The following is a 19,562-nucleotide window of genomic DNA, read 5'->3' as shown; positions in this document are numbered from 1 at the left end:
GACGGACGAATGAAAAAGCAGCGATTTACAGAAGAGCAGATTATTGCGGTGCTGAAGGAGCAGGAGGCAGGCATGAAGGTGGCCGACCTTTGCCGCAAGTATGGGATTTCGGACGCAACATTTTATAACTGGAAAGCCAAATACGGCGGTATGGAGGTGTCAGAGGCGAAGCGCCTGAAGGCACTCGAAGAAGAGAACGCCAAGCTTAAGAAGCTGTTGGCCGAGCAGATGCTCGATGCCGCCGCACTCCGCGAGCTCCTCGCAAAAAAATGGTAGGGCCTGCCGCCAAGCGTGAAGCTGTCATGCATCTGAAGGCCGTCATGGGTCTGTCGGAGCGGCGGGCCTGCCAGATTGTGTCGGCTGATCGCAAGATGATCCGCTATCGGTCCTGCCGACCGCCGGAGGTCGAATTGCGAGCAAAGTTGCGCGATCTCGCCAACGAGCGACGGCGCTTCGGCTACCGACGGCTGTTCGTCCTGCTCAGGCGGGACGGAGAGCCATCCGGCGTCAACCGCATCTATCGGCTGTATCGCGAGGAAGGGCTTTCGGTTCGCAAGCGGAAGGCTCGACGAAGGGCCGTCGGCACGCGTGCGCCGATCCTGGTCGAGGCGAAGGCAAATGCCCGTTGGTCTCTCGATTTCGTGCACGACCAGTTTGCATGCGGGAGACGGTTCCGGGTCCTCAATATCGTTGATGATGTGACCCGTGAATGCCTGGCAGCAATCCCGGACACCTCAATCTCCGGCCGCCGTGTCGCACGGGAGCTGACGACGCTGATCGAACGACGCGGCAAGCCCGGGATGATTGTCTCCGATAACGGCACGGAACTCACCTCGAATGCCATTCTGGCCTGGTCGAAGGATCACAAGGTCGAGTGGCATTACATCGCGCCGGGAAAGCCCATGCAAAACGGCTATGTCGAGAGCTTCAACGGACGAATGCGTGACGAACTGCTCAACGAAAGCCTGTTCTTCGGCCTCGAACATGCCCGAAGCGCCATCGCTGAATGGGCAGAGGATTATAATCATTTCCGGCCACACTCATCGCTCGGTTATCAGACACCGGCATGCTACGCCGGAATTATCGCCGCAACCGGCTCCAACGCTGCGCAATATGAAAGCTTGGCGTTTCCGCCGGTTGCTACCAACACGCCAATTGGCGTATTCAAAACCGCCGAGGCTCTAATGGCCGTTGGATGAAAGTTCAGTGGCAGGTCAGGACAGTGACGTTCACGCCTGCGCGTGCAAGCAGAAGTCCCAGCATCAATCCTGCTGGACCACCGCCCGCTATCGCGCAATCGGTTTCAATATGGCTGCTATTCGATGTGACTGGCTGCGTCATGACATACCCGCTCGACCGCACTTGTGTTGTGCTCAAGACATAAAAAGACCGGCGCTCTCGGTAGGTCAAGCGCCGGCTGGAAGTCTACGCGACCACTAGAGGTCAAAACATGAACTAAATTATCAAGATTAATCTGTCAAGTCAGTGCGCGCTATTGTTCGATGAGGGATGAACTCTCCCTTCGGTGACGTTGTGGCTGAAACCGAGATCTGTTCTGCGGTCTGGTGTCATGGAACCCCCGATCTCGATGGACTGGGGGTTCTGGATGATAAACACGTCGAAGATCATTCCGAGGCGGTCTATTTCTGAATCTGTGCCGCCGATTGCTTGATCGCAGCCGTGATCTGCTGGCAGAACGGTTCCACGCTCTTGCCCGATGTTTTGGCAAATTTTTCGACGTCGGTTTCCTGCCCCATCGACTGGACAACACCTTTCTTCCCTGCTTCGAGGGTAGCGTCGAGCCCTGCCTTGTCAGCCGGTGCCTGCATCAATTTCATGATCGACTGCTGGCCGTCAATATCCTCCTGCGTGGCAAAGCCCTTATCCTTACAGTATTCGACAATACCAAGCTGATTTGTTGCGGCCTTGTACAGATCTTCAGGCGAAATTTGCGGCGCACCTTGGGCCATCGCGCCTCCACTGGTAAGAACAGCTAGCATAAAGGTGCCTAGGCCTGCATTTTTCATGATAAAAACCTTTCAATATTCGGTTAGGCCCCCGAATAGAAAGGCATAAAGATCATAAACCGAGACGTGAAATAAACTGGCGGAAAGCGCTTTAACATTTTTTGACTTATCTGCTCTTTCCATATTGGGTTTGTTATCTACCCAAGCGCTGGCGGCTTGCTTCTGCCAAGTTGCCGCTCGCGGAAGACCGAGAACAGTCCAGCGCTAACGACGACAATCGCGCCAGCGACGATATTCCATGTCAATTGTTCGTGGAAAACCGTGACCGCGATACATGCTCCGATAACAAGCTGCAGATAGGTGAGGGGTTGCACTTCTCCCGCCTCCAGAATGTTGTAGGCGCGGATGAGGAAGTAGTGGCTTGCGATGCCGCAGGCACAAAGAGCTGCCATCCAGAACCAGTCGCTTCGCGCGATCGGCATCAGATAGAAACTGCCGACAAAGGTGAGGGCCACAGCCCCCGCTATGCCGGTGTAGAAGAAACTGGTCATTGCATCGTCACTTTTGCTGACAGCGCGTGTCGCAACGGCATAAACGGCGAACATGACCATCGCGGCCACCGGCAGAAGCAGACTTGCGTCGAATTTCGCATTCACAGGATTGATAATCAGCAAAACGCCAATCAGTCCGACGACGATCGCCGTCCAACGTCGCCAGCCAACCTTTTCACCAAGGAACGGCACAGAGAGCATTGTCACCAATAAAGGTGCACCTTGAAAGATTGACTGCGCTGTTGCCATGCCTGCGCGACTGAGAGCGAATATGAATGTAACGATTTCTGCTGCAAGCAAAATTCCGCGAAAAAGTTGCAGAAAGGGGCGTTTCGTTGCTGCGGCTTTGGCGATGCCGCCGGAGCGCATTGCAAGCAGAAGAACGAAAGCTGCAAAGACCCAATAGCGGATCATCGTTATCAGGATCGGCGAATAATGAGTGCCAAGATACTTCGAAATACCGTCCTGCGTTGCAAAAATGGTAACTGCGAGAAGTGTGAAGAGGTAGCCCTGGCCTTTGCGTGTCATGGCGCACTCTTATCGATACAGCTTCGGAGGTGCCACCCATAAAATCTGATAAACGCGGATAGTTTAGGCGCTCCACACCGCAGTCGAGACATTTTGTCGTCACCGCCACCAAAGTTGAAAACTAACGAAAGGCGAATGCCCCCCGCGGCGCCTCCTACTTTATCGCGTCGTATCTCCTTGATTTGGAAGGAGTTCCAATTTTATCGCATGAAGAATTCCAGTCGAAGCTTTTTGATGGATTGACACCCCGAAGTTCTCAGCTATTCTTTTATAAAAGCCTATATAACATAATTGTGGAACAAATCAAAAATGGGGGTTATGCCTTGCGGATCAAACTAGCACTCCTTCTGGCTTCTGCCATGATCTTCAGTCCCGGCGTTTCGCTGGCGCAAGACAAGGGTGGCGTCATCAATGTCGCCACCATTGGCGAGCCACCGACGCTTGACCCGATGGTATCCACTGCCGATCTTGTGGGCATCGTCACGCAGCATATTTTTGAAACGCTCTATACGTTCGACAAGGAATGGAAACCGACGCCGCTGCTAGCGGAAAGCCTGCCCGAAATCAGTGCAGACGGAAAAACTTATACGATCAAGCTGCGTTCAGACGTTAAGTTCCATGACGGCACTGACATGACATCGGAAGACGTGGTTGCGTCGTTGCAGCGTTGGACGAAGCTGGCATCACGCGGAAAACAGGCATCAGCCTTCATCGAAAATATTGCGGCTACTGATCCGGCTACAGTGACCATTACGCTGAAGCAGCCTTATGCACCGCTTACTTCTCTGCTCGCTTTCAACAATTCCGCGGCGATCATCATCCCGTCGGAAAAGCAGGCAGAGCCGATGAACGAGTTTATCGGTACCGGGCCCTACATGCTCAAGGAACGCAAGGCGGACCAGTACATTCAGCTCGTGCGTTTCGATGGTTACAAGTCGCGCGACGGCGAAAGTGACGGCTACGGTGGAGCGCGCCATCAATATCTCGATGAGATCCGGTTTGTCTCGGTTCCTGACGCAAATACCCGTGTTGAAGCAGCGGTTTCCGGACAATACGACTATGTCGATTCCATTCCAGTGGAATCATTTGACAAGATCAAGTCTTCGACTGCTTCCCAACCGCTGGTTCTGAAGCCCTTCGGCTATCCTGTCTTTGTGTTCAATACCAAGGAAGGTGTGGCGTCAAAGCTGCCGGTACGAAAGGCCGTGACACAGGCATTGAGCATGGAAGACATGCTTGCTGCTGCATTTGGCAGTACGGAATTCTACGCACTGGACGGTGCTTTCTATCCGTCCAATTTTGTCTGGAATACGGAAGCCGGTGTCGAAGGAAATTATAATGTCGCTCAGCCCGAGGTGGCGGCAGAAGCGTTGAAGGCTGCGGGCTACAACGGCGAACCGTTGCGTATCCTGACCAGCCGCCAGTATGAGTTCCATTACAAGATGGCGCAGGTGGCTGCCGAATATCTGAAACTTGCCGGGTTCAAGGTCGACCTGCAGGTTGTCGACTGGGCGACACTGACGCAGCGCCGTGCTGATCCCAAGCTTTGGGATATCTACATAACGCATAGCCCTTTCCTGCCTGAACCTGCCTTGATCGGCTCTTTGTCGACCAGTTCGCCAGGTTGGTGGGATACGCCTGCGCGTAAAACCGTGGTCGATGCGTTCACATCCGAATCCAATCCAGAAAAGCGTGTTGCGCTGTGGGCAGACGTCCAGAAGACCATCTATGACGAACTGCCCTTGATCAAGATCGGCGATTTCAACGCTGTTGCGGCCATGTCGACCAAACTTGAGGGCGTCGATACGGCTCCGTGGCCCTATTTCTGGAACGCTTCGCTGAAGAAGTAACTTCCTGCCACTGCGAATGCCGATCTGATGGTCGGCATTCGCTACAGCATCGGCCTAAAATTGGTAACGATTTTGGGAAGCACGATGCGTAGCTTCAATGAGCTAGAGCGACCTATGTGCGTCCAAATGGACGCATGGCGCTCTAAACGGGTCAATCTGGAGAATCTGATCGCATGGTGCGCTACATCCTTCAGCGGTTTGTCGGCATGGCTGTCGTCATGTTTCTGGTCGTGACGATTGTATTCGTGATCGTTCGGGTGACACCCGGCGATCCTGCCGCAGTCATGCTCGGGCCGGATGCGTCGGCGCAGGACATTGCCGATCTGCGCTCCCGGCTGGGGCTCGATCAATCGCTGGTCGTTCAGTACTTCTATTACATCGGCCAACTCTTGAAGGGTGATCTCGGTCAGTCGATCTTTCTCAACATGCCGGTTGGCGCAGCATTGCTGGACCGAGCCGAACCGACATTCTTTCTGACGGTTCTTTCTCTTCTGATCGCCTGCATCATTGCTTTACCGGTCGGGATTTACGCCGCTTACCGGCGCGGTTCCTTTGTCGATCAGGCGGCGACAACGGTCGCCATGCTCGCAGCGAGCATACCGAGCTTCTGGCTCGGGCTCATCCTCATGCAGTTTTTTGCCGTTCGGCTGAACCTGTTTCCGGTATCCGGCTATGGCGGGCCGGGTTCGAGTTTTATGGATCGAATGTACCATCTCATCCTGCCGGCCTTCGCGCTGGGACTGGTTTCCTCTGCTCTGATCCTGCGTTTCACGCGTGCCTCGATGCTTGATGTCCTTGGCGATGATTATATTCGCACGGCGCGCGCAAAGGGATTGATCGAGCGGCGCGTGATTATGAAACATGCCTTGAAAAACGCTTTGATCCCGATCCTGACGGTCATCGGCCTGACCGCAGCCGTCCTGATCTCTGGCGCTGTGGTGACGGAAACTGTGTTCGGTGTGCCGGGGATCGGAAATCTTGTCGTGTCTGCCGTCCTGCGACGGGACTATCCCATAATTCAGGGCGCGCTGCTCGTCATTGCAGGGCTCTATGTCCTGATCAATTTCATCATCGATATGCTTTATCTGTTCGTGGATCCGAGGGTTCGTTACTGATGACCAATCTTGTTGCGACCACACAAAAAGCACCTTCGGAACGCGCGTTGTTCATTCGTCGGTTGTTCAAGCGTAAGACCGTGGCGGCAGGCATCATCGTTCTGACGGTCTTCGTTATCCTTGCGCTGCTTGCGCCCTGGATTGCGCCTTATTCACCGTCGAAGCTTTCAATCGTCAACCGTCTCAAGCCACCGAGCGAGATGTTCTGGTTCGGTACGGATGAGTTCGGACGCGATGTCTTTTCGCGCACGATCTACGCCGGGCGGCTGTCACTTATGGTTGGAGCGGCGGTTGTTGTCCTGTCAACAATCATAGGGGTTACGCTCGGATTGCTCGCCGGTTTCTTTCAGCGTCTGGACACGCCTATTGCCCGCCTGATTGATGCGATGATGGCTTTCCCTGATATTCTTTTGGCCATTGCATTGGTTGCTGCGCTTGGCCCCTCGCTGGCGACGGTCATCGTCGCGCTGTCCGTGGTTTATTCACCAAGGCTGGCGCGTATCGTGCGTGCCTCGACATTGGTGATCCGTGAACTGCCTTATGTCGAAGCCGCTCAATCGCTTGGAATTTCGACATTCCACATCATGACGCGGCACGTGCTGAGGAACCTGATCTCGCCGATTATCGTGCAGTGCACTTTCCTGTTTGCGAGCGCAATGCTCGCTGAAGCGGGGCTCTCGTTCCTCGGCCTTGGCGTCAGCCCAGAAATTCCGACCTGGGGAACGATGATTGCCGCGGGACGCCAATATATCGGTCAGGCCGACTGGATGACCTATTTCCCCGGCTTCGCCATCATTCTTTCCGTCCTCTCGCTCCAGATGGTGGGGGACGGACTACGCGACATGCTCGACCCAAGACTGCGAAGGGATTTGTAATATGGTTTCCGGTGAACAGGCGAAAACGCTCCTCATCACCAATGTAAAGCCGGTAGCGTTCGGTACGGTACACGCCGATGCGACAACCGATATTCTGGTAGGGAAAGACGGTAATATCAGCGCCATTGGCAAGTCGTTGAACGCACCGGCTGATGCCGAGCGCGTCGATGGCAAAGGAGCCTGGATTTCGCCAGGTTGGGTCGATCTGCACGTTCATATCTGGCATGGCGGTACAGACATTTCGATACGCCCATCGGAGTGCGGCGCTGAACGTGGGGTGACGACGCTGGTCGATGCCGGTTCGGCGGGGGAGGCCAATTTCCACGGCTTTCGTGAATATATCATTGAGCCGGCCAAGGAACGGATCAAGGCTTTCCTCAATCTTGGTTCGATAGGTCTCGTCGCCTGCAACCGGGTACCCGAACTGCGCGACATCAAGGACATTGATCTTGATCGCATTCTCGAATGCTATGCCGCCAACAGCGAGCATATTGTCGGGATCAAGGTCCGCGCCAGCCATGTCATCACCGGATCTTGGGGCGTCACACCGGTCAAGCTTGGCAAGAAGATTGCTAAAATACTCAAAGTGCCGATGATGGTGCATGTGGGCGAACCGCCTGCGCTTTATGACGAAGTTCTGGAAATCCTTGGCCCCGGCGATGTCGTCACACATTGCTTCAACGGCAAGTCCGGTTCCAGCATCATGGAAGACGAGGATCTCTTCAACCTCGCGGAACGCTGTGCAGGTGAGGGCATCCGACTGGATATTGGCCACGGCGGTGCGTCCTTCTCGTTCAAAGTTGCCGAAGCGGCAATTGAACGCGGTCTCCTTCCCTTTTCGATCTCGACGGACCTTCATGGTCATTCGATGAATTTCCCGGTTTGGGATCTGGCGACGACCATGTCGAAACTGTTGTCGGTCAATATGCCGTTCGAAAATGTCATTGAAGCCGTCACGCATAATCCTGCGTCGGTTATCAAGCTTTCGATGGAAAACCGGCTCTCAGTTGGCCAGCGCGCCGATTTCACGATCTTCGATCTGGTCGATGCAGATCTGGAAGCGACAGATTCCAACGGTGATGTGTCCCGTCTGAACAGGCTTTTCGAGCCGCGCTACGCGGTGATCGGTGCCGAGGCCATTACGGCCAGCCGGTATATCCCACGTGCGCGTAAACTCGTTCGCCATAGCCATGGCTATTCGTGGCGCTGAGACTGTCGGCACAACATTGAATTTGCGGGAACGACCCGTAACAGAATGACGAGGAAAATTCGTGGCTCATTCCCCCCAAACGACTGAAATACAGCATTCTCCCTACGACCGGCTGGCATCACTCGGCATAACTTTGCCGCCGCCCCCGCCGCCGATTGCAAATTTTGTCACGCATGTTCGCGAGGGCAATATTCTCTATCTTTCAGGACAGGGGCCTCGGGAAGAGAGCGGTCATTTGCGTTCGGGTAAGGTCGGCTGCGATATTGGCGTCGATCAAGCCTATCAAGACGCCCGCCTGACCGGTATCAATCTGCTGGCTGTCATGCACGAGGCGCTGGGCGACCTTTCCCGCGTGAAGCGGGTTGTGAAGCTTTTGGGTATGGTCAACGCGGTGCCGGATTTCGAACTGCATCCCAACGTTATCAATGGTTGTTCCGATCTGTTCATCGAGGTCTTTGGTGACGCCGGACAGCACGCACGTTCAGCCGTCGGCTTTGGTTCGTTGCCCGGCAATATCACGGTCGAAATCGAAGCGATCGTCGCTTTGAACGACTAGGACAATGTCAATGATTGCGCCAACCCATCAGCTTTTCGATCTTTGCTGCCGAACTACGCACTTGATTGGTGTAGCGACCTTCGTCGGAAAGCACCTTCTGTTCGGGGAGCACGATGGAGATCGTCGCAACGCATTGCCCGTCACCGTCGCAGATTGGGGAAGCGATACAGGCAACTGCATAGTCGGATTCAGCAATCTGGATCGAGAGCCGCTCGTCGAACGCTTTGGCCGCAGCCTCCGAAAGGCTTGTAGCGTCAATTTCGGCTCGACCGGTCGGGGACGTCCTGGCACAGCGCCTGAAAAGCTCGACCCGTTCATCAGCGGCCAAATGACCGACCAGAAGACGACCGGATGCCGTCCAGTTCAACGGCACTCTGGTGCCGACACGCGAGGCAACCTGAAACGGGCTCGGCCCATCCGCCATGGCCAGAACAAGCATGTGGTCCCCATCCCGACCGCACAACTGCACAGCTTCGTTCGCTTCGCGGCAGAGATCGTGCATCTCATGTGTGGCTACGCTCATGAAATCGAGCGAGCGCGCATAGGCAAGACCGTAATGATAGAGCCGGGCACCAAGCCAGATTGCGCCATCCGCGTTGCGGGCGAGCATATTCTTTTCAACCAGATCATCGATGGTCACATAAACGGTCGACAAAGGCGCCTTGATGGCTTTCGCAATCGCATAAGGACCGGCTGGAGCACCGGTTTCATAAAGATAGTCGATCACCTGCAGCGCACGGTCGATGCCGCTCACGCGCGAACGGCGTACCGACTTGGCTTCGGCGTTGTCCACGAGGGACGTTTCGGTGGTGTCGGTGGATGACGATACGCTCACGCAAGTGCTCCATATGAATTCAAGAAGTTATTACATTATTATGGCATACGTGTCGATGGCTGAGGCAATGAAAGAAATGGGAGAAATGAAATGACCGATGATATCCGCCGCAAGATCGGGCTTCGACCGGTCATCAATGTTTCCGGCACGATGACATCGCTCGGTGCATCCATTGTCGTGCCCGAAGCGGTAGAGGCGATGGCAGCAATCCTGCCGCAATTCGTCGAGATCAATGATCTGCAGCGCAAGGCGAGTGAAGTGATCGCGCGTCTGACGGGCGGCGAGGCTGGATTTGTCACGGCCTCTTGCTCCTCGGGCATCACGCTTGCAGTTGCCGGTGCAATGACGGGTAACAATCTTCTTGCGATTGAGAGATTGCCGGATGTCACGCCGGAAAGGAACGAAATCCTTGTGCAGACGGGACATGTGGTCAGCTACGGCGCCCCGGTTGATCAGGCAATTCGGCTTGCCGGTGGCAAGGCCGTCCTGATCGGACAGGCAACATCGACCCATCTGTATCATATGGAAAATGCGATTACCGAAAAGACAGCCGCGGCAGTTTACGTCATATCGCATCACGTCGTCGACTACGGCCTGCTGCATCTCTGCGAATTTGTCGAGATCGCGCACGCAAAGGGCGTGCCGGTGATCGTGGATGCCGCATCCGAATACGATCTGAAGCTGTTTCTGGAAAAGGGCGCCGACGTCGTGATCTATTCGGGTCACAAGTTTCTGGGTGGCCCGACATCCGGCATCGTGGCGGGCAAGAAGGAACTCGTCCGCAATGCGTTTCTGCAAAATCTCGGCATCGGGCGAGGCATGAAAGTTGGCAAAGAGAGCATCTACGGCGTTATGGCGGCGCTGGAAGCATGGGAAAAGCGCGACCATGCCGGAATTCGTGAGAGAGAGACCAGCTATCTTGAACTGTGGAAGAAGACGCTAGACGGTCGCCCGGGCATTACAGCTCTGATCGAGCCGGATCCGACAAGCAATCCGCTTGACCGCCTACGAGTTATCGTGACGGCAGCGGACGCCCATATCACGGCCTGGGATCTGGTGACGGCTCTAGCACGCGGAAATCCGCCTATCATCACGCGGGACCATGAGGTGGAACACAATTATTTCTATCTCGATCCCTGCAATCTGCATCCCGGTCAGGAAATCATCGTTGCCCAGCGTCTGGGTGAGGAGCTCGACAAGGCTCGGGCATCGAACGAGCTTATCGCTACGCCGTTCGAGGATAGAAGCAGACATCGCTTCGATGGCTTGCTGCGCTGGCCGGATTGATTGGCAGAGCCTGAGTAGATCGGAGGAACATTATGACGTCAGAAAAGATTGCAAAGGTTGGAAACGGTGATCCTGTACTATCCGTTCAAGGACTGACTACGTCCTTTCTGGTCGACGGTGCCTGGAAGGCGGTTGTCGATGATGTTTCCTTCGATGTCCATCCAGGAGAGACTGTAGCAATCGTCGGAGAATCCGGCTCCGGTAAAAGCGTCACTTCGCTTTCGATCATGCGGCTGTTGCAGAAAGATACAAGCCGCATCAAGGGCAGTATCACGCTGGGTGATCGGGAGCTTCTGACGCTGCGGGAAGAGGAAATGCGCCGGATACGTGGCAATGAAATCGCCATGATCTTTCAAGAGCCGATGACCAGTCTCAATCCGCTCTTTACAATTGGAGATCAGATTTCTGAAGCTCTGCTATGTCATTCGCAAATGTCGAAGGCTGATGCGCGTGCTGAAACGATCCGCTTGCTGGAAAAAGTCCGTATCCCGTCGGCGGTATCGCGTTTCGACGAATATCCGCATCGCTTCTCGGGTGGCATGCGTCAGCGTGTGATGATTGCAATGGCATTGGCGTCCAAACCTAAACTGTTGATCGCCGACGAACCGACCACAGCCCTGGATGTGACTATTCAGGGACAAATCCTCGATCTGATCAAGACATTGCAGGAAGAAGAAGGCACATCAGTTCTTTTCATCACGCACGACATGGGCGTGGTGGCTGAAATATCGGACCGTACGGTCGTCATGTTTCGTGGCAAGCAGGTTGAGACAGGACGGACGCCCGATATTTTTCGGCAGAGCAAGCATCCCTATACCCGTGCGCTGCTTTCGGCAGTTCCCGTGCTGGGTTCCATGCAGGGCTATCAACGTCCGTTGCGATTTCCGGTCGTAGACAATGCGACTGGTCTTTCGGAGAAGCCGGTCGAGGTGGCGGATACGGTTGATAAGGCCGACGGACCGGTGCTGGAAGTCAAAGGCCTTACCAAGCGTTTCGAGATTTACTCGGGTTTCATGGCGCGCTTGAGCGGGCGTGTTCACGCAGTGGAGAATGTATCCTTTGAGCTCCGCAAGGGTGAAACCCTGTCGCTGGTCGGCGAGAGCGGATGCGGCAAGTCGACGACCGGGCGCGCCATCATGCGACTGACCGAACCGGATTCTGGTGAAGTTTTTGTGGAAGGCCGCAATATTCTGACCCTCGACAAACAAGCTATGCGCGAAATGCGACGGTCGGTTCAGATGATCTTTCAGGATCCTTATGCCTCGCTGAACCCGCGCATGACAGTCGGGGCCGCTATTGCGGAACCCTATATCGAGCACCGGCTGGGGAGCGCGCGGGACGCAAAGGACGTTGTTGCCGACATGTTGGAAAAGGTCGGCCTGACGCCGGATATGGCCAAGCGCTATCCGCATGAATTCTCTGGCGGGCAGAGGCAGCGCATTTGTATTGCACGGGCGCTTGCCCTGAAGCCGAAAGTTATCGTTGCGGATGAAAGCGTGTCGGCGCTTGATGTTTCGATCAAGGCACAGGTCATCAATCTCATGCTTGATCTTCAGCAGAGCCTTGACCTCGCATTCCTGTTCATCTCGCACGACATGGCAGTTGTCGAGCGCGTAAGCCACCGCGTGGCTGTCATGTATCTGGGTGAGATCGTAGAAATCGGGCCAAGGTCGGCTGTGTTTGAGAATCCGCAACACGACTATACCCGCAAGCTTATGGCGGCTGTTCCTGTTCCGGACCCTGATCGGCGACGGGCCAAACTTTCAAGTGAAGCGGACGAGCTCAAGAGCCCAATCCGTCCAGCGGATTTCATCGTGCCTTTACGTGAATATCGTGAGGTGTCGCCTCTGCACTTTGTGGCGCTATAAAGCAGCGTTATGGTGCACCGAGGCGGCTCAACGCAGTCCGTAGCGGGGCTTCCGAAATGTGTATCAGCCCGGCATATGGGCTCGCCATATCCGAAATCACGAAAATTGCACCCGCAACAGACAGTGAACACACCATTATTATCAATATAGCCGTGCCATTTACTGGAGCTTGCAGCCCGAAAGTAGCGAATAAAAGTGCCAGCCATGAAATCAGCACGATAAGAAATGGGAGGGGAAGACCCTCATCGGTTGTTTCTACCAATTGCCAATGACCTTCAGCAATCACGCCGCTGACTTCAAGTGCTCGCGCTTGCAGGGAGCTTTGCGCGGCATCCAACGGTTTCAAGGCGCGTAGATTGGCCTGGATTTCCTCGATATCCTTGAACTCCGGTAGAGCGCCACCAGAGAATTGATCTGCTCTCTCGGCGTTCCATGACCGATCGAGACGTTTTTGGATGATTTGCTTGAGTATGGCGCGCGGTTGTTCGGTTTCGGGCCCATAGCGCGCCATAATTCGATCCAGAAGAACGATGCGTGCTGCAGATGTTTTCATCTCGGCCTGCGCATCGTCATAATCGGTTTTTGCTGAGGCGATAAGAAGTCCGAGCGCGAGAGCGGAAAGCGTTCCGACAACCGCAGTGGCAAGGCGAATGACATCCTTGGATTCGGAACTGAGATGATGCTCAGGCAGTCGCGTTCGGCAAAACATGCCCAGCATGGTTGCCGCTATCAAAATGATGAATACCAGTGCGCCAAGCAATAAGGAGTTCAACTTCGACTTCCGCGACGTGCTCTCGGGTAAATTGATTTTTGAAGCCTAGTATAACATCCACAAGGTGGGGCGCAGCTTCACCAAAAGGATATGCTTTCCCTCTCAATGGTTCATGTCGTCGACCCGGAGCCAGTGCACAGATGAACAAAGTGTATCCCGGAGCATCGGTGTACGCTCGAGTGATGCTACAGACGAAAAAGGCCGGCACATAGGGCCGGCCTCTCCGTGTTGGAAAAATGTTCTATCAGTTCTCAACATGTTGTTGCTTGGCGATTTCCTCGACACTCATGTCCGGTTCATTGCGGGTTTTATAGAGCGAATAAAATACACCGCTTGCGAGGATGCTGAGTGTCACGACAAGCGACAGCAGCGTGTTGATGTGAACACCCAGTGGCACGAGGAAAATCTTGATGCCGATCAGCACAAGAATGATTGCGAGAGACACCTGCAGATAGCGGAACCGGTTCATTGCCGCAGCAAGTGCGAAATACAGTGCGCGCAAACCCAACACCGCAAAGATATTCGAGGTGTAGACGATGAACGTGTCCTGAGTGACGGCGAAGACGGCGGGAACAGAGTCGACGGCAAAGATCAGGTCGACAGTTTCCACCATGATGAGAGCGACTGCCAGCGGCGTGAGCCAGGTGACCATCTTGCCGGTCTTCGGATGTGGTTGCTTGACTGTGAAATGCCGCCCATGCAGTTCGCGGGTGATATTAAATCGCCGACGCAGGAACTTGAATACGGCATTCTGTTCGATATCGGGCGTCTCGTCCTGATGCCCGAACATCTTGAAACCTGTGAAAACAAGGAACGCGCCGAAGAGGAAGAGAATCCAGTTAAATTCGTGTACGAGCGCGGCGCCAAGTCCAATCAGAACAGCGCGGAAGGCGATAACGCCCAGAATACCCCAAAACAGAACGCGATGCTGGTAAAGCCGGGGGATGGCAAGGAAGCCGAAAATCGTCGCGATAACAAACATATTGTCCATCGCAAGGCTCTGCTCAATCAAATAGCCGGTGTAAAATTCGAGACCGGCCTCGGGGCCGCGCTGCCACCATACCCAGCCACCGAATGCCAGCGCGATCACGACATAGAAACCATAAAGCAGCAGGCTTTCCTTGGCTTCGATCTCGTGTTCGTCGCGATGCAGAATGCCGAGGTCGAAAACAAGCAGGCCAACGACAACAATGATAAATGCTGCCCAGAAATATACAGGTGTGCCGAGAAAATCGCCCGAAAGGGCTACAATAAGCGAATCCATCGCCGGACCATCTCCATTTGAACAAGTGGAGCAGCCCCGACATCGCCATAGCGGAAACCATGACCAGAGGGGCCCGGCGCTGCATCTCTTCAAATGTGTATGCAGTTGCCAAGTTCAAGAGTGGAACCTGAATTTTTTGTAATGTTTAAATCCGGTACGTGCCGCAGTTTCAAAATGGTTTAATGCAATGCCAACGACACACAGTCGTCTTTAGTGCGCAGGAAGCACAAGTCTTCAAAAGAGCCGAATACCTGGAAGTTGTGTCTGGTCGAATCCAACAAAGAAAAGTTGAGGTAAGACCTAACTTGCCATTTTCTTCTAATTTTTTATGAAGAAAAGAAGATTTGGCTGGGGAACCTGGATTCGAACCAAGACTAACGGAGTCAGAGTCCGTCGTTCTACCATTAAACTATTCCCCAGCAGGGTCCGCGTATCAGTCATATTCGGCTGAAGCGCGATTGCGACAGAAGCATGAAGCTTCGTTTGTCGACGGCCTCCATCTAGCGAACTCAAACAGCGAACGCAACACTTTTCTTAGAAAAAAATCAAAGCGATTTCAGTTATCCCGCGATTGCTGAATTCGAGTAGCTGTGGCGTTGCAAATTGGTATGCGGTGGAGTGCTTCCCTGAAGCCGGCGTATAAAAAAAGCCCGGCCAGCGGAGGAGCGGCCGGGCAAGGGGCAGGCTGGCCGGGAGGGGACCCGGCATGTGAAGGTGGCGCCTGCCAGATGATCAGTCTGTGAGTTCAAAAAGAGCTATCGCCTTGCTGAACTGCAAAAAGCTTCCCTCTCAGCAGATCTGGCGCGTCGCTTTGATCCGAAGGCGGGCATCTGCGAGTTCACTGAGGACCTGGGTCGGGTCCTCCATGCCGCGATAGTGAACCGCTGTGTAAATATCTTCTCGGCGGAGCCCGATATCGCGCAGCATGTGATCGTCAAAATCACTCAGGTTCAGTAGTTGTCGCCGACCATTGGAAAACGTCCAGCGACGCATGATCGACGTAAATGTGGCCTTCACCATCTGCGCGAACGTGGAGGTCGGTCCGCTCGTTGCCGGTAAATGCGTTGTCGTTATCTTGCTTGTCGCTGTCATGTCCGCTCTCCTTTGATTTTAGCGGGGCTATGGGATCCTTATCGTCAGGGTCATTCGCTTTCGCGGCTCCTTTTCCTTTACGATGGCCGTTTTATCCAACAATCGGATTGATTGTTCCAACGAATGTTTTTAATGTAATTCTTCAATTATAATGATGGATGACGCCAATGAGTGCGCCTCTGGATCTCGATCAATTGCAGACTTTCATAGCCATAGCGGATATGGGCAGTTTTACGCGGGCAGCGGACGCAGTTTTCAAGACGCAGTCGGCTGTTTCGATGCAGATGCGCCGTCTGGAAGAGCGCATCGGTAAACCATTGTTCGAACGCGACGGACGAACCAATCGTCTTACCGAAGACGGAGAACGGCTTCTGCTGTATGCGCGCCGCATGATGCAGCTCAATGGTGAGACCGTCGCGGCCTTCGATGACACGCAACTGGAAGGTCACGTGCGCATCGGCACACCGGATGATTATGCCGATCGGTTTCTGCCGGAAATCATGGCTCGGTTTGCGCGTTCAAACCCGCGGGTCGAATTATCGGTTGTCTGCGAACCGACCGTAAATCTGGATGAAATGATTCGTCGCGGAACGCTGGACATTGCCCTCGTCACCCAGTGCGATGACAAACGCCGTTCTGAAGTGGTTCGCACAGAACCCTTGCTTTGGGTGACTTCTGCCAACCATGCAGTGCACGAAGAGGCGGTGCTGCCACTTGCTGTCGGACGCCCAACCTGTATCTGGCGGCATGCAGCTATCGACGTGTTGGAAGCGGCCCGACGCGATTATCGCATCATCATCACAAGCTGGTCAGCGACAGTTCTGGCGGCAGCAGTTCTTTCCGGGCTTGCGATCTCTGTTCTTCCGGAATGTGCACTTCGTCCCGGTATGCGGGTCCTTGGTGAAGCTGATGGATTTGGAATGTTGCCGGAATTCGGCATCGGCATCATGCGTGGCCATACAAAACAGAACGCCGTTGTAGATGCACTTGCGCAGCACATTATCGAAAGTCTAGACAATATATCGTCACCGCAGCCCGGCGCGATGGCTTCGGCGGAAATTTCACCGTTTCCGGCGGTTCGCACGAGGAGGGTGCGAGCCAACGAATTGCTGCCGGGCTGGTGATGGGACAGGAGAGTGCGTTCGATCTGATTGATTCAGACCGGCGTTCTCACGCGTATCTGGTCCGAAAACCGTTTCACAGTTTTCTGGATGCGCTCTAAATCGCAGCATGGCTTCTTGACCGGCCATGCCACCTGGTTGCCTATGATGGGATGAGCATGGCTTCCGATTCGAGTTTTACCGGCGCGTCGTCTAACGTCGCTGAGTATAGCGTTTCCGAGATTTCCGGCGCGTTGAAGCGTACGGTCGAGGATACGTTCGGACATGTACGCGTGCGTGGCGAAATTTCCGGCTATCGGGGGCCGCATTCGTCGGGACACGCTTATTTTGCTTTGAAAGATGACCGCTCGCGGCTGGAAGCGGTAATCTGGCGCGGTTCAATGAGCCGCCTGCGCTTCCGTCCCGAGGAGGGGATGGAGGTCATTGCTACCGGCAAACTCACCACCTATCCCGGTTCTTCTAAATACCAGATTGTCATCGAGCAGATGGAGCCAGCGGGAGCCGGTGCCCTTATGGCGCTTCTGGAGGACCGAAAGCGACGGCTGGCTTCGGAAGGCTTGTTCGATCCCGCCGTCAAGCAGCTCCTGCCCTATATGCCTCATGTCATCGGAGTGGTGACATCTCCGACCGGAGCGGTCATTCGTGATATTATTCACCGGATTGCAGACCGCTACCCGCTGCATGTCATTGTCTGGCCTGTGCGTGTGCAGGGCGAGACGAGCGGGCCGGAAGTCGCCGCCGCCGTGGATGGATTCAACGCCCTACCTGATGGCGGACCTATTCCGAGGCCGGATGTTCTGATTGTGGCGCGTGGTGGTGGCAGTCTGGAAGATCTGTGGGGCTTCAATGATGAAATTGTCGTACGTGCTGTTGCTGCGTCGCATATACCGGTGATTTCGGCGGTCGGCCACGAAACCGACTGGACGTTAATTGACCTGGCTGCGGATGTTCGCGCGCCGACGCCGACAGGTGCCGCTGAAATGGCAGTGCCGGTAAAGGCGGATCTGCTGGCGGCACTGGCCGGACAATCCGCGCGGCTTTCGTCGGCCATGTCCCGATTTATCGACCTCAAACGACAAGCGCACCGTTCGGCATCGCGTGCTCTTCCGTCCGCCGACCAGTTGCTGGCTTTGCCGCGTCGCCGTTTCGATGAAGCAGCTTCGCGCCTTACGCGGGCTCTTTTCGTCAATACGCAAAAGAAACGGGTTCATTTTGAAGGCCACGCGCGACAATTGTCGCCGCGTCTCCTGCAGCGTCGGTTTCTTGAGCTGGAGCGCGGGGTGTCCGTTCTGGGACAAAGGTTGCCTCGGGCGCTGGAAGCATTCCTGCGCGAACGCCGTACAGTTTTCGCTCATCGAGCAAATCGCCTTTCGGCTGAGCCTATTTTGCGGCGAACGAAACTTACGACCATCGCTATAGAACAGCTCGATCGCCGTCGCGACCAAGCTATTCGACTTTTATTAGAGAGAGCCAAACGGCGTGGGCAGGAGCTTGAACGTCTCATGCGTACGCTTTCATATGAAAGTGTGCTTGATCGCGGTTTTGCGGTTGTCTTCGACGCAGATGGAAAACCAGTGAAACAGGCTGCATCCGTTTCGGTCGGTGACACATTGTCCATACGGTTTCGCGACGGTGATATTGCCGTTGTTACGAGTGACGAAGATGCGAGCGAGCCTGCAAGGCGCGTACAAACGAAAACCTCTACGTCGCCGGGCTCTGGAAATCAGGGATCGTTATTTTAGCAACACTTAGCAGCCGTTTTCGCCTCGTCTTGTTGGGATGTGTTGTCCTTAAGGCTGGCTTAAGCTTGACCTTCTTTTTCTCACGCATCTGTCACAGTTAGAGATTCAGGATGTCGCGAGAAAAATCCCAAGACGACCTTGCACACGGCTTTGCGAAGGCTGCTTTCAGCCGCCGGGGCTTTCTTGTAGGTGTCAGCGCTGTTGCGTTGTCAGGCTGCGTTTCGACGGCACAACCGCCCCAACCAGCCAAGAAACTGCCCGAGCCTGCGCCGTTGCGGCCCGTGCCACTTATGTATCAGGCCATGCCGGAAGAACAGTTTCCCATCCCCGCTGTCGATACGAGCAAGGTTGCCCCCAAATTCTGGCGTCAGGAAGTCGACTATCCGACGAGCGAAGTCAAAGGCACTGTTATCGTCGATACGCCGAACAAATATCTTTATCATGTTCTCGGCAATGGCCGGGCCATGCGCTACGGTATAGGTGTCGGGCGTGATGGTTTTGCATGGGCCGGACGTGCGAGGATCGCTTATAAGCGCCAATGGCCACGCTGGACGCCGCCGGATGAGATGGTCGCACGTCAACCCTCACTGGAACCTTACAGCATCGCCAATGGCGGAATGCCTCCCGGGATCAAGAATCCGCTCGGTGCGCGCGCGATGTACATTCATAAGGACGGGCGTGATACGTTATACCGTATCCATGGATCACCAGAAGCCTGGAGCATTGGAAAGTCCGTTTCATCCGGCTGTATCCGCATGCTCAATCAGGACGTGATCGACCTTTACAACAATGTGCGCGATGGCAGCACGATTGTTGTGATACCCGATCCAAGTAAAGGCCAGCAGGTTACGAGCTGATCAGAGCGCATCCCGAAAAGTGTGAAACGGCTTTCGGAACCAGATGAACGTTAAAACAAGCAGTTAGAACGC

Annotated in this window: 17 protein-coding genes, 1 tRNA gene and 1 pseudogene; 11 read left to right on the top strand and 8 right to left on the bottom strand. The window is 54.7% G+C overall.

Annotated elements, in window-relative coordinates; translation table 11 throughout:
- Positions 1 to 9 precede the first annotated feature (9 nt).
- Positions 10 to 1,199, top strand: a protein-coding gene (locus CQZ93_RS22865; RefSeq protein WP_105543971.1) for an IS3 family transposase whose coding sequence is annotated in 2 segments (ribosomal slippage) — positions 10 to 262 and positions 262 to 1,199 — 1,191 coding nt in all. Because the reading frame shifts where the segments join, the coding sequence is not laid out codon by codon here.
- A gap of 7 nt (positions 1,200 to 1,206) precedes the next feature.
- Here the strand turns inward: CQZ93_RS22865 and CQZ93_RS26435 are convergent.
- The 3 genes and pseudogenes from CQZ93_RS26435 to CQZ93_RS22855 form a co-directional block, all read right to left on the bottom strand.
- Positions 1,207 to 1,341 (bottom strand): annotated as a pseudogene (locus CQZ93_RS26435) (FAD-dependent monooxygenase); the annotation flags it as partial.
- A gap of 299 nt (positions 1,342 to 1,640) precedes the next feature.
- Positions 1,641 to 1,970, bottom strand: coding sequence for a hypothetical protein (locus CQZ93_RS22860; RefSeq protein ID WP_105544813.1), 330 nt, complete (start codon positions 1,968 to 1,970; stop codon positions 1,641 to 1,643).
- Positions 1,971 to 2,164: 194 nt separating this feature from the next.
- Positions 2,165 to 3,046 carry a DMT family transporter gene (locus CQZ93_RS22855; RefSeq protein WP_105544812.1) on the bottom strand — a complete coding sequence of 294 codons (882 nt, stop codon included), beginning with the start codon at positions 3,044 to 3,046 and terminating at the stop codon, positions 2,165 to 2,167.
- A 323-nt stretch (positions 3,047 to 3,369) separates the two neighbouring features.
- Here CQZ93_RS22855 and CQZ93_RS22850 point away from each other — a divergent pair, with 323 nt between their 5' ends.
- The 5 genes from CQZ93_RS22850 (at position 3,370) to CQZ93_RS22830 (ending at position 8,652) form a co-directional block, all read left to right on the top strand.
- A complete protein-coding gene (locus CQZ93_RS22850) occupies positions 3,370 to 4,896 on the top strand; it encodes an ABC transporter substrate-binding protein (RefSeq protein ID WP_105544811.1) in 1,527 nt (508 codons plus the stop codon).
- Between the two features lie 173 nt (positions 4,897 to 5,069).
- The gene (locus tag CQZ93_RS22845) at positions 5,070 to 6,011 is read left to right on the top strand and encodes an ABC transporter permease (RefSeq protein ID WP_181153454.1); all 942 of its coding nucleotides are present in this window, start codon (positions 5,070 to 5,072) and stop codon (positions 6,009 to 6,011) included.
- Positions 6,011 to 6,886 carry an ABC transporter permease gene (locus CQZ93_RS22840; protein ID WP_105544810.1) on the top strand — a complete coding sequence of 292 codons (876 nt, stop codon included), beginning with the start codon at positions 6,011 to 6,013 and terminating at the stop codon, positions 6,884 to 6,886. The genes CQZ93_RS22845 and CQZ93_RS22840 overlap by 1 nt, the downstream gene beginning before the upstream one ends.
- 1 nt (position 6,887) lies before the next feature.
- Positions 6,888 to 8,096: an amidohydrolase/deacetylase family metallohydrolase gene (locus CQZ93_RS22835; protein WP_105544809.1), complete on the top strand. Its 1,209-nt coding sequence runs from the start codon at positions 6,888 to 6,890 to the stop codon at positions 8,094 to 8,096.
- Between the two features lie 61 nt (positions 8,097 to 8,157).
- Positions 8,158 to 8,652: a RidA family protein gene (locus CQZ93_RS22830; RefSeq protein ID WP_181153453.1), complete on the top strand. Its 495-nt coding sequence runs from the start codon at positions 8,158 to 8,160 to the stop codon at positions 8,650 to 8,652.
- Positions 8,653 to 8,659: 7 nt separating this feature from the next.
- On the opposite strand, the gene CQZ93_RS22825 is transcribed toward CQZ93_RS22830, so the two are convergent.
- The gene (locus CQZ93_RS22825; protein WP_105544808.1) at positions 8,660 to 9,487 is read right to left on the bottom strand and encodes an IclR family transcriptional regulator; all 828 of its coding nucleotides are present in this window, start codon (positions 9,485 to 9,487) and stop codon (positions 8,660 to 8,662) included.
- A gap of 90 nt (positions 9,488 to 9,577) precedes the next feature.
- Here CQZ93_RS22825 and CQZ93_RS22820 point away from each other — a divergent pair, with 90 nt between their 5' ends.
- A complete protein-coding gene (locus CQZ93_RS22820; protein ID WP_105544807.1) occupies positions 9,578 to 10,774 on the top strand; it encodes an aminotransferase class V-fold PLP-dependent enzyme in 1,197 nt (398 codons plus the stop codon).
- A 32-nt stretch (positions 10,775 to 10,806) separates the two neighbouring features.
- Complete coding sequence (locus CQZ93_RS22815; RefSeq protein ID WP_105544806.1) at positions 10,807 to 12,642, top strand: ABC transporter ATP-binding protein; 1,836 nt, start codon at positions 10,807 to 10,809, stop codon at positions 12,640 to 12,642.
- Positions 12,643 to 12,649: 7 nt separating this feature from the next.
- Here the strand turns inward: CQZ93_RS22815 and CQZ93_RS22810 are convergent, their stop codons facing one another.
- From CQZ93_RS22810 to CQZ93_RS22790, 4 genes are all read right to left on the bottom strand, one after another.
- Positions 12,650 to 13,414: a bestrophin-like domain gene (locus CQZ93_RS22810; protein ID WP_105544805.1), complete on the bottom strand. Its 765-nt coding sequence runs from the start codon at positions 13,412 to 13,414 to the stop codon at positions 12,650 to 12,652.
- Between the two features lie 244 nt (positions 13,415 to 13,658).
- On the bottom strand, positions 13,659 to 14,678 hold the full coding sequence (locus CQZ93_RS22805; RefSeq protein WP_105544804.1) for a TerC family protein: 1,020 nt from the start codon (positions 14,676 to 14,678) through the stop codon (positions 13,659 to 13,661).
- A gap of 345 nt (positions 14,679 to 15,023) precedes the next feature.
- Positions 15,024 to 15,097 (bottom strand) — tRNA-Gln (locus CQZ93_RS22800).
- A gap of 370 nt (positions 15,098 to 15,467) precedes the next feature.
- Positions 15,468 to 15,770, bottom strand: coding sequence for a DUF1127 domain-containing protein (locus tag CQZ93_RS22790; protein WP_105544802.1), 303 nt, complete (start codon positions 15,768 to 15,770; stop codon positions 15,468 to 15,470).
- Positions 15,771 to 15,937: 167 nt separating this feature from the next.
- Between CQZ93_RS22790 and CQZ93_RS22780 the strand changes: the two genes are divergently transcribed.
- The 3 genes from CQZ93_RS22780 (at position 15,938) to CQZ93_RS22770 (ending at position 19,490) form a co-directional block, all read left to right on the top strand.
- Positions 15,938 to 16,894 carry a LysR substrate-binding domain-containing protein gene (locus CQZ93_RS22780; protein ID WP_105544801.1) on the top strand — a complete coding sequence of 319 codons (957 nt, stop codon included), beginning with the start codon at positions 15,938 to 15,940 and terminating at the stop codon, positions 16,892 to 16,894.
- A 155-nt stretch (positions 16,895 to 17,049) separates the two neighbouring features.
- Positions 17,050 to 18,633, top strand: coding sequence for an exodeoxyribonuclease VII large subunit (gene xseA, locus CQZ93_RS22775; RefSeq protein WP_105544800.1), 1,584 nt, complete (start codon positions 17,050 to 17,052; stop codon positions 18,631 to 18,633).
- A gap of 110 nt (positions 18,634 to 18,743) precedes the next feature.
- On the top strand, positions 18,744 to 19,490 hold the full coding sequence (locus CQZ93_RS22770) for a L,D-transpeptidase (RefSeq protein WP_105544799.1): 747 nt from the start codon (positions 18,744 to 18,746) through the stop codon (positions 19,488 to 19,490).
- The last annotated feature ends 72 nt before the right edge of the window (positions 19,491 to 19,562 follow it).

The sequence above is a fragment of the Ochrobactrum vermis genome, from assembly GCF_002975205.1.
GTDB classification, from domain to species: domain Bacteria; phylum Pseudomonadota; class Alphaproteobacteria; order Rhizobiales; family Rhizobiaceae; genus Brucella; species Brucella vermis.
Note: the sequence above shows the minus strand (reverse complement) of the source record. Positions and strands in the feature narration are given on the sequence as shown.

Excerpts from the sequence above, each read along its gene's own strand:
- CQZ93_RS22860 (WP_105544813.1), bottom strand. The coding sequence starts at position 1,970 with ATGGCCCAAGGTGCGCCGCAAATTTCGCCTGAAGATCTGTACAAGGCC.
- CQZ93_RS22855 (WP_105544812.1), bottom strand. The coding sequence starts at position 3,046 with ATGACACGCAAAGGCCAGGGCTACCTCTTCACACTTCTCGCAGTTACC.
- CQZ93_RS22845 (WP_181153454.1), top strand. The coding sequence starts at position 5,070 with ATGGTGCGCTACATCCTTCAGCGGTTTGTCGGCATGGCTGTCGTCATG.
- CQZ93_RS22840 (WP_105544810.1), top strand. The coding sequence starts at position 6,011 with ATGACCAATCTTGTTGCGACCACACAAAAAGCACCTTCGGAACGCGCG.
- CQZ93_RS22835 (WP_105544809.1), top strand. The coding sequence starts at position 6,888 with ATGGTTTCCGGTGAACAGGCGAAAACGCTCCTCATCACCAATGTAAAG.
- CQZ93_RS22820 (WP_105544807.1), top strand. The coding sequence starts at position 9,578 with ATGACCGATGATATCCGCCGCAAGATCGGGCTTCGACCGGTCATCAAT.
- CQZ93_RS22815 (WP_105544806.1), top strand. The coding sequence starts at position 10,807 with ATGACGTCAGAAAAGATTGCAAAGGTTGGAAACGGTGATCCTGTACTA.
- CQZ93_RS22805 (WP_105544804.1), bottom strand. The coding sequence starts at position 14,678 with ATGGATTCGCTTATTGTAGCCCTTTCGGGCGATTTTCTCGGCACACCT.
- CQZ93_RS22790 (WP_105544802.1), bottom strand. The coding sequence starts at position 15,770 with ATGACAGCGACAAGCAAGATAACGACAACGCATTTACCGGCAACGAGC.
- CQZ93_RS22780 (WP_105544801.1), top strand. The coding sequence starts at position 15,938 with ATGAGTGCGCCTCTGGATCTCGATCAATTGCAGACTTTCATAGCCATA.
- xseA (WP_105544800.1), top strand. The coding sequence starts at position 17,050 with ATGGCTTCCGATTCGAGTTTTACCGGCGCGTCGTCTAACGTCGCTGAG.
- CQZ93_RS22770 (WP_105544799.1), top strand. The coding sequence starts at position 18,744 with ATGTCGCGAGAAAAATCCCAAGACGACCTTGCACACGGCTTTGCGAAG.